This is a genomic window from Trichocoleus sp. FACHB-591, assembly GCF_014695845.1.
Taxonomy (GTDB): domain Bacteria; phylum Cyanobacteriota; class Cyanobacteriia; order FACHB-46; family FACHB-46; genus Trichocoleus.
Genome location: NZ_JACJPA010000040.1, coordinates 65,964 through 80,428, shown reverse-complemented (window position 1 = coordinate 80,428; position 14,465 = coordinate 65,964). Strand labels below are relative to the sequence as shown.

Below are 14,465 nucleotides of genomic sequence, written 5' to 3'. Positions count from 1 at the left end.
GTTTTAGGTTAGTAACCGCCCTGCGAGCTTGCTTCTGGTACGGGGAGTGCGGTTACGGCTGAGTGGGAAGTTTGGGCATAGTTTTGTTGTACCGGAATCTCAATCCAGAATTCAGTGCCGTGCTGGGGTCGGGACTCGCAATGTAGGGTTCCTCTGTGTCGCTGCACCACAATCTGGTAGCTGATTGATAGTCCCAATCCTGTCCCTTGGCCCACGGGCTTGGTAGTAAAGAATGGATCGAATAGGCGCTGTTTGACTTCATGGGTCATGCCAGGACCATTATCAGCGATGCGAATGGCAACCCGATCCGGTGACACGAGTTCTGTGCGAATGCGAATTTGGCTAGGATGACTTTGAAGATTTGCTGCCGATCGCGTCTGGTTGTAGCTGTCTAAGGCATCGATCGCATTGCTGAGAATATTCATAAAGACTTGGTTGAGTTGCCCCGTATAGCACTCGACTAGCGGCAAGTCACCGTACTCTTTGACCACTGCAATGCCTGGATGTTCTGGCTTAGCTTTTAGCCGATTCTGCAAGATTAACAGCGTACTATCGATGCCTTCGTGAATATTGACGCGCTTCATGTCCGATTCATCGAGGCGAGAAAAGTTGCGGAGCGAAAGCACAATTTGGCGAATCCGCTGAGTGCCAACTTTCATCGAAGCCAGCATTTTAGGCAGATCAATTTGCAGAAAGTCTAGATCGATTGCGTCAGCATATTGCTGGACTTCCGCCGGAACTGAGGTAGAGTGCCGCTGGTAGCGATGAATCAGTTCTAATAAATCTTGCACATAGGTATGGGTGTACTCCAAATTGCCATGAATGAAGTTGACTGGGTTGTTGATTTCGTGCGCTACTCCCGCCACTAGTTGCCCCAAGCTGGACATTTTTTCAGTCTGGATCAGTTGGGATTGGGCTTGTTGGAGTTCTTCGATGGCTTGCTCTAGCTGTTGAGCGCGATCGCGTTCCCGTTCCTCCGATTGCCGTAGCGAGGCTTCGGCTTGCTTGCGATCGCTGATCTCACTTTCCAAACTTTCGTTGACCCGCACAAGTTCTGCCGTCCGCTCAGTCACCTTCTGTTCTAGAGAGCGGTAAAGCTCGGCCAACTGCGCCGCCATCTGATTAAACTCTTGCGCCAGTTTCTCAATTTCATCCCCAGTTGAGATATTTACCTGATGGTCTAAATTGCCCGCTCCGATTGTCGCCGCACCTACCTGGAGCTGATGGATAGAGCGAATGACAGGCAGCAAAATCAATAAAAATTGACCGACCAAGACCAAAACAATTAGCCCAATAATGGCGTAGGTAAAAGCTTGGGCTCCTTGCTTAAACTGTTGTCCAGCTTGCTGAGCCAGAACATCTTGCTGTTGAGCCGTATCAGTTAATAGAGCCAAATAAAAGTCGATGTCTTTACCAAAAGAGTCTAAGGCTCGTAAATCTTGCTGAATTTGATTTCCCTTGGCGGGTGTGTTGGTCAGGGTTCCTGCCAAGCGCACTAAGAAACGATGTCGCCGTCGCACGACAGGGATTTCTGCGGCCCCTGGCATAATGCGCTCCAACTCTTCCAAGCTGATCAAAAAGTTAGACATCGCCTTTTGGTAATCGGCCATGTCCGCCGCTGCTTGATCCGTCAGCAAGAAAGCCTTGAGCGCTAGTAGTTGCTCGCGTAAGGAAAGTTGCAGCTCTAAGGAAATGATCCGAGCTTGAATGGTTTTCTCCCGGCTCGCTTGGATCGACTGATCGGCTTGTTTAATCAGGAGGGTACTGCCGCTCATGAAGCTAGCCACCAACCCAGCCGCCACCAGCGATGAGCCAATAAACTTCTGCCAAATCTTCATTGTCTTGGACCAGAATTTGCCTCTAAGGTCTTTTGTAATTGTCGAATCGGCTCATAATCAGCATCCTCGACCAATGTATATCCCGCAGATTCAGCTCCTGTAACGTCTGCAAGGCCCTCAGGAGCATTAATCAGAGCTTTTTTAAGGCTAGAAACGATTTCCGGGGAAAGTTTCTTAGAGACAACAATCGGTGACATGGGAATGGGAGCGGATTCCCAAATGATCTGGTACTGGCTGGGGTCAAGCTTGCCAGATTTTTGCCGCTTTAGCAAAGAGGGTCTGCTGTCGGCGATCGCGTCTACCACGCCTGCTTCCAAATCCGCCTGCGCTTTGTCATGGTTGCCAGAATATTTGACGGTGGCAAAGTCTTGGTCTGGACGCAGACCTATTTTTTGGAAGTGAGCCATTGGCACCAAGTAACCAGAGGTGGAGGATCGGCTGACGAAGGCAAACCGCTTGCCTTTAAGATCGCTCAAGCTATCAATTCCAGCAGCTTTCCTAGCAATGATGACGCTGGTATAAGAAGGACGACCTGTGCTTTTTTCAATCGGAGCGACGATCGGCTCAACTTGAGGGTTTTGCTGTTGGGCCAGCACATAGGTTAAAGGCCCCAAATAGGCAACTTCTACCTTTTCCTGCACGAGCAGCTCAACCGCTTGCTCATAGCTCGGAGTAACTTGAAAGTAAATGGGATATCCCAGCGACTTTTCTAGATACTCTGCGAGAGATTCCAGTTGTTTTTCTTGTTCTTTAGGACTCAGAGCTGGAATTACCGCCACATCAATGACGTTGAACTCTTTGACTTCCCGATTGCTAGTTGTCGGTGGATTGGAGGCCGATGGGGTAGGGCGATCGCCAGATTCAGGCCCGCAACTCACACTGAGCAGCATCAGGAACAGTGCCAGGCTATAGCGAACCCAGGTGCGGCAGCTAAAACGAGTGAGAAAAGACAATGTAGCTGGCATGAGGTGGGGAGTTGGTTAATGTCTACGGTTTATTTTTATTCAACGGGCATCTCGTGCTTCGAGCCTGCCTACAACTATTCAGGAGACTACTCAGGAACAGAGGCAGCTTCAGCTTCACTAACGAGGAATGGGGCACTTTGGCTAATGGGGATTTCGATCCAAAACTCTGCTCCTGTCCCCGGTTGGGAGTTGCACCAAAGGGTTCCTCGATGTTTCTCCACAATGATTTGGTAGCTAATCGAGAGCCCTAAGCCGGTTCCCTGACCGACTGGCTTGGTTGTAAAAAACGGATCGAACAAACGTTGAACCACAAAAGCAGTCATACCAGGGCCGTTGTCTTGAATCCGCACAGTGACTCGCTCTGGATGTAAGACTTCAGTGCGGATTGTAATAGTGGGTGCAGGCTCTGTCAGACCCGATGCGATCGCTGCCTCGCTTTGACTATCCAAGGCATCAATGGCATTACTCAAGATGTTCATGAAGACCTGATTCAACTGTCCGGCGTAGCACTCTACTTGGGGTAAGTCGCCATATTGCTTAATCACCTCGATCCCTTGAGAGCCTGGTCGAACTTTGAAGCGGTTTTGCAGGATGAGTAAAGTGCTATCAATTCCTTCATGGATGTTGACAGGTTTCATCTCTGATTCGTCTAGCCGAGAGAAGTTGCGGAGCGATAGAACAATTTGGCGGATGCGATCGGCCCCGACTCTCATAGAGCTCAGCATCTTCGGCAGATCTGCAACTAAAAACTCAAAATCGTTGGTTTGGCGATGTTGCTGAATTTCTAACGCTGGCTCAGGATAATGCTGCTGATATAGATCAATGAGTTTTAGCAAATCCTGGGTGTATTCATTCGCGTAACTCAGGTTGCCGTAGATAAAATTCACAGGGTTATTGATCTCGTGGGCAATCCCTGCGACCAACTGGCCCAAACTCGACATTTTCTCAGTCTGAATTAACTGGGTTTGGGTGGTTCGCAGTTCTGCCAAGGCCTGGGTGAGCCGCTGAGCTTGGGCTTGAGCCGCAGCAGCAGTGGCTCGACTCTGAGCGTAAAGCTCGGCTTGATCGATCGCGATCGCTAACTGGTCGGCGACATCTTGCAGTAACTCCACTTCATCCGTACTCCAAGACCGAGAGCCGCTGTAATGCTCACAAACAATGGCTCCGATTTGTCCAGAATTGGTATAGATGGCGATCGCTAGCAAAGAAACCAGACCTAAATCCGTTAAAGCTTCTCGGCTCCTAGTGTCTAACTGAGGAGCCGTGGCAATGTTGTCAATCCACAGCGGGCTCAGCTTCAGCAAGATTTCCCCTAGCACTTCCACGGCGATCGTGGGGGGTGGCAAGGAGCGATGAGTCAGGTGAGGGGCAGAAACTTCATGGGCCAGTTTAAACCGAGCGGCTTCCTCGCTCTGGTTGTACCAAAGAAACTCACAGCGATCGATCTCGAAGAGATGGTGAATTTCCTGGACAGCAGTCCGCACAATGGTTTCTAGCTCTAGCGTGCTCCGGATTTGAATGGATAGGCGACGCTTCAGCAGTTCTTCTCGCTTGGTCAACTCTAGCAACTGATTTTTGGCTTGTTGCAGATGTTGATTGGTGTTCACCAGTTCGGCCATCGCCACTTCTAGTTCTCGCGACTTGCGCTCTAGCTGGCAGCTGTACTGGATGACCTGGGGCACTTCTGCTAGTAAGTCAAGGATTAAAGCTGAATCTCTCAAGTCAGATTCATCTACACCAAACCAGGGTTGGGGCTTGATCGAGCGTTCTGAGACATATAGCGACTGAAATTGCCCCGTGGGCAAAATCTCACCAATGCGGCAACTCTTCCAAACATGGTGATTCGGCTCAATCTGAATGAAACCACTAGGGGCAATCAAGGTTTGGCCATAGGCAGCGCAGCGAACTGGGTGGGTTTCAAAGGATTCAGCGGTTTCAACGGCTTGTTTCCATAGATAAACCTGGCTGTAAGCGGCTTCGACGGGATCGCTGGTGACTCGCTCTGCTCCGTACAGCGTTTTGAACCGTTGTACGAAAGCCTGGTTTGGCAGACTGTCGATGCTTTGGAAATAGCTCCAAGTAGCGTAGTGTCCTGCCATTGCTGCTGGGGTGATGCGTTGCAGTTCATCTTCGGTCACGCTCACCGCCATAATGGGAATTTCTGCCGCAGAAATCCCCGCTGCATGGTACTGCTGGTAAAATTCCACATTGCCGTTGCCGTTTAAAGTACTAAAAACGACATCGGGGCTAGCTTGTTTGATTTGCTCAATCACGGAGCGATAATCTGTGGTTTCTAAAGCGGGATAGGCTTCGCCCACAGTCGTGCCTCCCAGTTGCTTCAACCGCGCTTTGATAATTTTGTTCGCAACTCTGGGAAAGACGTAATCCATCCCCAGGAGATAAAAGCGGCGATGTTGATGCTGAAACAACCAATTAACGGCTGGCTCCACTTGCTGGTTGGGGCAGGCTCCGGTGTAAAAAATGTATTTGGAACACTCCAAACCTTCATACTGCACGGGGTACCAGAGCAAGCGATCGAATTCTTCTAAGACAGATAAGACCAACTTGCGTCCTGTGGAAGACCAACCCCCAAACAAAGTGACGACTTGCTCATTTTTTAGGAGCTTTCTAGCTTTTTGCTCAAAGACGTAAGGGTCAGAAGCGCTATCTTCCACCACAGGTACGATCGCTCGACCGAGCACGCCCCCGGCTTGGTTAATTTCAGCGATCGCCATTAAGGCAGCATCTTTCAGAGACGATTCGCTGATTGCCAGCGGCCCACTTAAAGAATGTAGGATTCCAACTCGGACGGTGCCATCTGAAGGATTCATCGTGCGCTGTGCTACCAAACTGCTCATAAACCTGACATGCCGAATTAGCCTGGCTCAAGGCGATCGCGCATGGTATGAACGACCTGTCGTTTAATTTGCAGAAATTCTGGGGTCAACTTCAGTTCCATATCCCGCTGCGTTGGCAAATCTATGCCAATTTCTGCCTTGATCTGCCCTGGATGGGCACTCATTACATAAATCCTTTGAGATAGAAAAATTGCTTCTTCTACGTCATGGGTAATCATCAAAACTGTGACGTGGGTTTGCTCCCAAAGATTGAGCACAAACTGCTGCATTTGCTCTTTGGTTTGGGCATCCAAAGCGCCAAATGGCTCATCCATCAGAAGAACGTCTGGTTCATTCGCTAAAGCCCGCGCGATCGCCACTCGTTGTTTCATCCCACCCGATAGCTGTTTAGGATAAGCTTTGGCAAATTGAGTTAGCCCAACTACGTCTAAATAATACGCTACCCGTTGCCTCCGTTCCGGTTTGGGTAGACGCTGCAACTTTAGCCCATAACCAATGTTTTGAGCGACGGTGAGCCAGGGAAATAGCGTGTAGCTTTGAAAAACTAAACCGCGATCGCGACCGGGGCCTTGCACTGCCACAGCATCCATCAGCACTTGCCCAGAGGTAGGTGGAACCAGCCCTGCCACAATATTCAGCAGGGTTGATTTACCGCAACCAGACTTGCCCACAATACAGACAAACTCATTGGGGCAAACGTGGAGGTTGATGTCTTGCAAGACTACCAGCGGCTGCCTCCGGCTCTGAAAGGTTTTGCTGAGGTGGTGGACCGCTAGTTTGGGTTGACCCATTGAGGTGGCTATGCCATCAACCCTGAAAGCGGTTTCAAGACTGGAATTCGGAGGTCTAGTAGACGGTGCCATTGCGAATTGCCTCAGGGTGAGCATGAGTCCGACCGATGGTAGTGCCTCAGACCCTCTATCTTCAGCATGCCCTTGGGCAATCTAGGCGTAACGGATGTAACCGAAGGGCTGTTGACCTAAACTTTTAGCCCTGAACTTTTAGCCAAGGCAGGTAGGTAAGCGATCGCTGCGCTTAGATGACTAATTCGGGCGTGCTAATTTTGGCAACATCCAAGGAATTTTTACCAAATTTTAACCAAAGTTATGACTAGAAAGCTATTTCAGGCTTGGTGTAGTCTCTGGAAAATTCGAGGTGAGATTTCTAAGCGTCTATATTTTTTGATGGTGCTTCTATCTATTTCAATACCTCTGTTAGGTTGGGCTTGCATCACTTACAGCGGTTGGGTAGATAATCAGTTTTTGCCAAGCCCGACTACTGTGTTAGCTCGCGGCTATACTTCACTACAAAGCGGAGAATTAGTTGCAGATCTAATCGCTAGTTTGTCAAGAGTAATTTGGGGCTTCTTGGCTTCAGCTATTCTTAGCATTCCTCTGGGGTTAATAATTGGTGCCTTCAAGAGTATGCAAGGGCTTCTAGAACCAATTTTGGGTTTACTTCGGTATATGCCGACTGCTGCTTTTATTCCTTTAATTATTTTATGGATCGGCATTGATGAGCCATCTAAAATCGCCATTATCTTTCTGGGCACCTTCTTCTATAACGTTTTGATGATTGCTGATGCCGTCAAGTTTATTCCGAGTGATTTAATTAAGGTTAGCTATACCTTGGGAGCCAAAGAAAAAGACATCTTCTTTGATGTGATTTTTCCAGCTACGCTACCTCATATTATTGATACTCTCAGGATTAATATCGCGACGGCCTGGAATTTTGTTGTGATTGCCGAGTTGATTGCAGCCAGCTCAGGTCTAGGTTATCGGATTTTAATGGCTCAAAGAGCTTACCAAACCGATGCCATTTTTGTAGGGATTATTGTAATTGGTTTGGTAGGCTTACTAATAGATTTTAGCTTCAAGTCACTCTTTAACTTAGTCGTACCTTGGGCGACTGATAAAAATCATTAAAAGCCATTAGTTGGATGAGTGCGATCGCATTAAGCACCCACCAAACTTGCTGATTGATTTAGCTCAAAATGACTTCACTAGAGAATCATCATAGATTTTATTAACATCCACTACAGTGGGAGTTAGGTTCATATCCTTGGCAGTTTTGGCTGCGAACTTCAGGCTGTCAAAGACGTTTCTAGGATGTTGAGGGTTAAAGACAATGTTCTTGTTATCTTCAATGCCGAATAATTTGACTCCCCCCACTTGCTGTGCGGCTTCTTCCGGAGTAACGTTGAGCCGCTTGGCTACAATGGCGATCGCTTTTTCATCTTTCTGCTGGACTAGCTTTACTGCTTTATCGATCGCTTTCATGTAGGCTAAAATTTCAGCTCTCTTGGTTTGAATTACCTTTTCTTTGGCAATTAAACCATCAGGAACAATATTGCTATCTTTGCTGGTAAACAGAATCTTGCCGCCGCCTTGCTTTGCTGCCTTAGCCATCCAAGGATCATAAGTTACGGCAATATCAACTTTTTTTGCGGCAAATGAAGCAGCAGCATTAGCGGCTGAAGTATCAACAATCTTGATGTCTTTCTCTGTTAACCCACCTTCTTCTAAATAGCGTCGTAGCAGTAACACTTCAAACAAAAGGTTTTCCCGAGCTACGGTTTTACCCTTTAAATCAGAGGGTTGACTAATGTCACGACCAATAATGCCATCAGAGCCATCTGAATAGTCAAAGAGCATTAATAATTTGATGGAAGCGTCGCGCTGAGCCAACGGCACTAAGTCAGGAACTCCCGTCAAAGCTAGATCAACTTTGTTGGCTAATAAAGCAGTATTAGGGTCGCTTTGGGTGGGGAAGAAAACCTCCTTAACTTCAATCCCCTCTGCTTTAAACAGATTCAAATCTGTCGCGACATATTGGGCAGCAAATCCTGGCCAAGGAGGAACCCCAACAATCAAAGGCTGATTAGTAACAGAATTGGTTTGAGGTTGGGAGCTACAAGCAATTGGCAAGCACAAAGCCAATGAAAATAAAAAGAATAGAAAGCCTGTTCGATAGCGATTAAGCATACTTCTGAACATACTTAATTCCTGGTAAGTACCTGAACTTAGTTAAGCATCATCCTGCTTCCGGACTGTGTGATCCTTAAGCAGTTGTGGCTGGCTGGTTTGCTCTAAGTTTATCTAAGCTATTGTTTAACTGATTCAGTGCTTGTCCCTATGGGGTGGATCAATGACAGAACATCAGCACGACTCTGATCAAGACTCATCTGCCTATGCAATGGAATTCTGTCGAGATCCGGAAGTCGCCAAACTGGATATCTTGGCGATCGCTGAGACTGTGCGAGATGCGGGAAACCTGCATGTCCTTAAAGCCACACCTAACACCTGTTTCTGGGGCTTTTTTGATCAGTCTTTGCCTCCAGTCCTCACGATCAACTCTGGGGACATTGTTTATGTGGAAGCCTTGACTCATCAAGCGGGAGGAGCACCCGATTTGATGATGGACCAAGGCGTGCGGGATGTCTACGAACAAGTCAGCGATCGCGGTCCAGGCTTACACATCATGACAGGTCCGATCGCGGTGAAGGATGCTGAGCCAGGAGACACACTAGTCGTCAGAATTTTGAAGACCACGCCGCGTCTGCCTTATGGAGCTAACATTGCTGCTCATTGGGGCTACCTCTACAACAGCTTCCGCAAAGAGCGCATTACTGTTTACAAATTAGATACTGAATCGGGATTGGCCCAACCTGCCTTTGCCTACGACTTCAAAGAGCGCCCATTGTATAACCAGCCGGGATTGATAGTGCCGCCCGCAGCCACCCACCGCGAGCCGATCAAAACCCATGTTGCTATTCCTCTACGACCTCACTTCGGCATTATGGGGGTGGCTCCTCCGCAGAAGGGTCGCGTCAATAGCGTCCCCCCTGGACCTTTTGGTGGCAACATCGATAACTGGCGCATGGGAGCAGGAGCTACGGTTTACTATCCCGTGTTTACGACCGGAGCCAATTTCTTTGTTGGGGACCCTCACATGGGGCAAGGAGATGGCGAAATTTCAGGCACCGCGATCGAAGCATCGATGAATGCCTGGCTGCAAATCTCGCTCTTGAAAGACTTTCCCATCGGCAGCCCTCTCCTGGAAACTCAATCTCACTGGATTACCCACGGCTTTCACGATGATCTCAACCAAGCGGTGCTCCAGTGTGCCGATCAAATGCTGGACTTCTTACAAACCAAGCGTAAGATGAGTGCTGACGAAGCTTATGCCCTCATGTCAGTTGCAGTAGACTTCGGCATCACTCAAGTAGTGAATCAGCGACGAGGCTGTCACGCTGCACTTCCTAAACAGTTATTTTTACCAGCACCTTATCTACCTGAAGTTTAAGTTAGAGGCTCGCGCTGCATAAAAACTCGAAGCATTTTCTAAATTGTTTTTTAGAACACACTTTGGGGAACGCTGAGAGGCGAAGAAGGCCGTAAAACGTCGAAAAGACGCAAAAAACTTGTCGAAATTGGAGTTTCCCTGTGCTCGAATATATCACTTTGCCCAATACACTACCTCCTGTTGCGCCTTACTCTCATGCAGTTCGAGCGGGTGACTTTCTGTTTGTCACAGGTCAATTATCTGAAGACCCTGAAACTGGAGAGATTGTGCGAGGTCCGATCGCGGAGCAAACTAAGCAAGTCATGGAGAATCTAAAATTAGTTTTGCAGCATGCTGGTACAGGTCTAGACAAAGTGGTAATGAGTCGGATTTTTATTACTGATTTTCGTGAATATCAAACTGTCAATGAAATTTATTCGGCTTACTTTCCAGCTAATCGCTTACCGAGCCGAACCACAGTCGGAGTGATTGGATTGGCAGGGTTAGGTGATGTGGAAATTGATTTAATTGTTTATTGCGGTGATTAGGTAGCGATGGCGGGTTGGAGCGGTAACTTGAGGCAAAATTCTGCTCCTCGGCCTGATTGTAAGACACACCAAAGTGCCCCTTGATGATTTTCTGTCACAATCTGCTGGCTGAGAGCAAGCCCGATTCCAGTTCCTTTTCCCATCGGTTTAGTGGTAACAAAAGGTTCAAAGAGTCGGGCTTTTACTTCATCGCTGATCCCAGGACCGTTATCAGCAATCGAAACAGTGATTGTGCTTGTATCTTCTGCTTTGGTGCGAATAGTAATTCTGGGGAGTAGGCAAGAATTGTCGATGCAATTCTGAGTAGTGCGATCGCTACTTCTCAAAGCATCAATAGCATTGCTCAAAAGATGCATAAAAACTTGATTAATTTGACCTAGATGACATTCAATCAAAGGTAAATCGCTGTACTCTTTGATGATTTGAATTCCTGGAAAGCCACCTGCTGGCTTCAGTCGATGCTGCAAGAGTAACAATGTGTTGTCGAGGCTCTGATGAATATTGACTCGTCGCATGCGGGCGTCATCGGGCCGCGAAAAGCTGCGTAAAGACAAAACAATGGCTTGGATTCGCTTAACCCCAACCGCCAGTGAAGTTAAAACCTTGGGAAGATCCTGAACTAAGAATTCGAGGTCAGCCAGTTTGATTTGTTGTTGAATCTCTAGCTCAGGTTGCGGGTGGTACTTTTGGTAGAGCGCTAATAGATTGAGTAAATTGTGGCTATACTCCCTCACATGCCCCAAATTGCCATAGATGAAGTTGACAGGATTGTTAATTTCTTGAGCAATGCCTGTCACTAATTGACCCAAGCTAGACATTTTCTCAGTTTGAATCAGTTGCGCCTGGGTTTGTTTCAGCTCAACTAACATCGTTTCCAGTTGCTGCGCTTGTTGTTGCGCCCCTGCCGTAGCTGCCTCGCGCTGCTGAAACAATTCTGCGTGACTTAAATCAATAGCTAGTTGTTCGGCTTCGCTCTCTGTTTGATATTGGCTCACGACTGCATCTAAGGTTTCTAGGAGCCTGGTAGAAGCAGCGCTCAGAATCGCTTGCAAATGCGGATTCTCTAGAGTTAGTTCTGCTTCTGGAGCCGTCGCGATCGCTCGCACCTGATAAATGTAGTCGCGGACTTGTTGGTCCAGATTCAACGGCGGCTCAAAATACATCGCTTGCAGAGCCGGAGACAAACGACCTGGCAGTTTCAAGCTGGCATCTCCTTTTAGCAACCCTTGATGAGACTGCTCCATCAACGCGATCGCCGATAGTAAGACAGACTGCAACCGAGTCCGCTCAGCGTCATCACGACTGCAAACTAGTTGCAAAGCGAACAAAGCTGTCCGTTGAGAGAGCATTCGCTGGCGACCGCTTACATTCACCACTGCCGCATTAATCTCTCGGCTGGTATTAAGCTGCTCTAAATCGAAACTGTTGCCAAAACTGAACACAGACAATAACTCCAAATGAAGTAACTTGTGAGAAACATCACGATTCACAGATGCATTATTCATGACCTTTCTGCACTCAATTACCTCTGTGAAACGATGGGCCTAGGCTAAACAGTTTGAGCACCTTAATTCCACCGAAAAGGTGATTAGAACCAATGGTAAAAACTTACTACTTGTTACCTCTGTGACCCAATGGTGAGCTTTTTGGTCCTACCTTAGAGATGACAGGCAGCGAAGAGCCAAATGTGTTTTTGAATACTAAAACTATGAACTGAATAATCCGACAGTATCGTGTCTTTTTATACTTGATTGCACTAACTTTGTGATCAAACTAAGAATTCTGGTGGCGATGGCGGTCATCCGGATGAATTTAATACTGAAGTAGAAAAATTTGCAAGATTGCTGAGCTTGAGGTTCAACAAATCCTCACAAAAGTAGCGGTGAATAAACAGCTTTGTTGATCCCTCTATTGTCAAGTTGGTTTTGACTGCTAATATGTGGGGATCAGTTCCCTTTGTGGTCAGATTGGCATGAAGTTAATGCAGCCCGTACCGCAAGAAGTGATGCAGCAAATTGCTGAGTACTTCAGTATCTTGAGTGAGCCAATGCGTCTACGAATCTTGAACTTGTTGCGCGATGGTGAGAAATGCGTACAAGATTTGGTCGAGGCTACGGAAACTAGTCAAGCTAATGTTTCTAAGCACCTAAAGGTGATGCTGCAAGCGGGGATCTTGAGCCGACGGACTGAGGGAACTTCGGCCTACTACAGCATCGAAGATGACCTGATTTTTGAGCTTTGTAACTTAGTTTGCGATCGCCTCGCCACTCGGATTGAGCAACAAGCTCACTACTTCCGCACCTTTGGTCTAGCTGAGCAGTCCATCAGCGTCAGCACTCCCGAACATTAGGCCAAAACACGAAATCAGAGCACTAGAGTGGAAAGTCTCTGGCAAAGCTTTGGCGAGTAAAGGGTTGATCTAGGAGTAAGCCTTCACCCCCTAGTGTTTCTAGCAGTTCGCCATTCACGGAGAGCCAAACCTTAGCATCCGGCTGGAGACTGGTAGCGGTGTAAAGGACTTGCGCCACTCGACCCGTCATGGAGGCACTGCCGCCCCCTTGAGTAAACTCTTCTGAGAAGTCAATATGAATACCGTCTGGTTCCACGGTTAGGCTGCGAAGTTTCGTGCCTTGAGGCAGGGTCGTGGCGATCGCGGTATCTTTCCCCTTAGGGCCAGCCAATAATTCAGCAAAGGCAGCTTTCAGAGCGGCTTCTGGCTGCAAGTCAGTCTGTAAAGCTGTCTGATTGGGTACAGTTTCTAGTCCTTTACCTGTGTCTTGAAGCCAATAAGGGCGGGCTAATTCTTCCTGAGCAGGCTGAGCGGCTTGGGTTTGCGGCGGTTTGGTAGTGGAAAAATCTGTAGGGTTGGTGGCATTGGGAACCCGGCTGGCGAAGTCCGGTTGAGAGGATTGCCAAGCCAGCCAGGCGGCTCCTCCCCCTGCCGCCATAATCAAGGCTGACAAGCCCGCAATTAGACTGACAGAAACTGGACGGGTCCGAGATTGGTCTTCCATAGGAAGCTCCTGTTGAAAGGTTAGTAGTGTGGTAAATGCACTACCAAAGCCGATGACGGTAACAACCCACCAAAGTCAGATGGTGAAGTCCGAGTGACTACAAAAGCATACCCAAGTTTTTCGCCCAATCTCTAGTTTGATGGGGTGGCAGGAGAAGCTGGAGGTGTTTCAGCGCGGACAAAAGCGACAATATCGATCTGTTGCTCTGGCACTATCTTTAATTGTAGGACTCGTGCCGTTACTGCTGGCCCAGCTAATTGGTCAAGGTCAAACCGCTCCGTGACTCCCTTGGCGATCGGGTCGAGGATTTCCTGGGGCACTGCTTCCCCATTCACACTAATGCGTGGCTCCACCAACTGCAATCGCTTCCCAGCTACAACTGCTAGACCCGACTCGACGGTAATCTGCAAGCGATCGCTTTGCCCCTGTTCTTGCAGCTCCGCCTTGGCCCGAATGCGATTGTTGGGCAGCAACTCCACTTGTGGGTTGAGAAAATCGTAGCGTTGTACTTGCTGAGCTTCAGAGTCCTCTAAGGCGCTAGCCCCCAAATCCCGCAAACGTTTGGTCACTGTAGGAGAACTGAGGGCGCGATTAATATCTGCTTGGGTCAGAACTAGATGCACCCCTGCTTGCAAAGGGCGATCGAGCTTCAGACCTTTGCCGCCCCGAGGGTTGATGTCAATCGGATCGGTTTCAACGTCTAATGCCGCAATCCGAAATTCTGGTAACGGAAACAAGCCTCGACCCGCAATCCTCACCTTTTCTGCCTTGCCCTGGACAATTTGGTAACTGGGGGCGTTATCAACTCGTACCTGCAACTGCTCCACCGACTCAAATTGCGATCGCACTGCATTTTCAGCCACGCGATCGAGCACTAAGCCTGCGGGTGAAACCAGAGCAATCAGGCTCGACAGAAAAATGGTGAGGAATTCCATAACAAGTCCGGAGTTGAGGAGGT

12 protein-coding genes are annotated in these 14,465 nt (G+C 48.3%); 4 read left to right on the top strand and 8 right to left on the bottom strand.

The features are described 5' to 3' along the window. Positions 1–8: 8 nt before the first annotated feature. From H6F90_RS06570 to H6F90_RS06555, 4 genes are all read right to left on the bottom strand, one after another. The gene (locus tag H6F90_RS06570) at positions 9–1,838 is read right to left on the bottom strand and encodes an ATP-binding protein (RefSeq protein ID WP_190551292.1); all 1,830 of its coding nucleotides are present in this window, start codon (positions 1,836–1,838) and stop codon (positions 9–11) included. Beyond that, positions 1,835–2,803: a phosphate/phosphite/phosphonate ABC transporter substrate-binding protein gene (locus H6F90_RS06565; protein ID WP_190551290.1), complete on the bottom strand. Its 969-nt coding sequence runs from the start codon at positions 2,801–2,803 to the stop codon at positions 1,835–1,837. The genes H6F90_RS06570 and H6F90_RS06565 overlap by 4 nt, the downstream gene beginning before the upstream one ends. A gap of 86 nt (positions 2,804–2,889) precedes the next feature. Then, positions 2,890–5,661, bottom strand: coding sequence for a transporter substrate-binding protein (locus H6F90_RS06560; RefSeq protein WP_199295761.1), 2,772 nt, complete (start codon positions 5,659–5,661; stop codon positions 2,890–2,892). A 17-nt stretch (positions 5,662–5,678) separates the two neighbouring features. Continuing rightward, positions 5,679–6,524, bottom strand: a complete 846-nt coding sequence (locus H6F90_RS06555; RefSeq protein WP_199295760.1) for an ABC transporter ATP-binding protein — start codon at positions 6,522–6,524, stop codon at positions 5,679–5,681. 243 nt (positions 6,525–6,767) lie between these two features. Here H6F90_RS06555 and H6F90_RS06550 point away from each other — a divergent pair, with 243 nt between their 5' ends. Further along, on the top strand, positions 6,768–7,586 hold the full coding sequence (locus H6F90_RS06550) for an ABC transporter permease (protein ID WP_190551288.1): 819 nt from the start codon (positions 6,768–6,770) through the stop codon (positions 7,584–7,586). A 63-nt stretch (positions 7,587–7,649) separates the two neighbouring features. Here the strand turns inward: H6F90_RS06550 and H6F90_RS06545 are convergent, their stop codons facing one another. Beyond that, the gene (locus tag H6F90_RS06545) at positions 7,650–8,657 is read right to left on the bottom strand and encodes an ABC transporter substrate-binding protein (protein WP_206756160.1); all 1,008 of its coding nucleotides are present in this window, start codon (positions 8,655–8,657) and stop codon (positions 7,650–7,652) included. A 151-nt stretch (positions 8,658–8,808) separates the two neighbouring features. Here H6F90_RS06545 and H6F90_RS06540 point away from each other — a divergent pair, with 151 nt between their 5' ends. Together H6F90_RS06540 and H6F90_RS06535 are read left to right on the top strand one after the other, a co-directional pair. After that, positions 8,809–9,966, top strand: coding sequence for an acetamidase/formamidase family protein (locus H6F90_RS06540; protein WP_199295759.1), 1,158 nt, complete (start codon positions 8,809–8,811; stop codon positions 9,964–9,966). Between the two features lie 140 nt (positions 9,967–10,106). Continuing rightward, a complete protein-coding gene (locus tag H6F90_RS06535) occupies positions 10,107–10,493 on the top strand; it encodes a Rid family detoxifying hydrolase (RefSeq protein WP_190551284.1) in 387 nt (128 codons plus the stop codon). Here the strand turns inward: H6F90_RS06535 and H6F90_RS06530 are convergent. Continuing rightward, positions 10,490–11,998, bottom strand: a complete 1,509-nt coding sequence (locus tag H6F90_RS06530; protein ID WP_190551282.1) for an ATP-binding protein — start codon at positions 11,996–11,998, stop codon at positions 10,490–10,492. The genes H6F90_RS06535 and H6F90_RS06530 overlap by 4 nt on opposite strands. 467 nt (positions 11,999–12,465) lie before the next feature. Between H6F90_RS06530 and H6F90_RS06525 the strand changes: the two genes are divergently transcribed. Continuing rightward, a complete protein-coding gene (locus H6F90_RS06525) occupies positions 12,466–12,843 on the top strand; it encodes a helix-turn-helix transcriptional regulator (RefSeq protein WP_190433152.1) in 378 nt (125 codons plus the stop codon). 22 nt (positions 12,844–12,865) lie between these two features. Here the strand turns inward: H6F90_RS06525 and H6F90_RS06520 are convergent, their stop codons facing one another. Together H6F90_RS06520 and H6F90_RS06515 are read right to left on the bottom strand one after the other, a co-directional pair. Beyond that, positions 12,866–13,507 carry a GerMN domain-containing protein gene (locus tag H6F90_RS06520; RefSeq protein WP_190551280.1) on the bottom strand — a complete coding sequence of 214 codons (642 nt, stop codon included), beginning with the start codon at positions 13,505–13,507 and terminating at the stop codon, positions 12,866–12,868. A 131-nt stretch (positions 13,508–13,638) separates the two neighbouring features. Then, a complete protein-coding gene (locus H6F90_RS06515) occupies positions 13,639–14,442 on the bottom strand; it encodes a DUF2993 domain-containing protein (RefSeq protein WP_190551278.1) in 804 nt (267 codons plus the stop codon). Positions 14,443–14,465 lie beyond the last annotated feature (23 nt).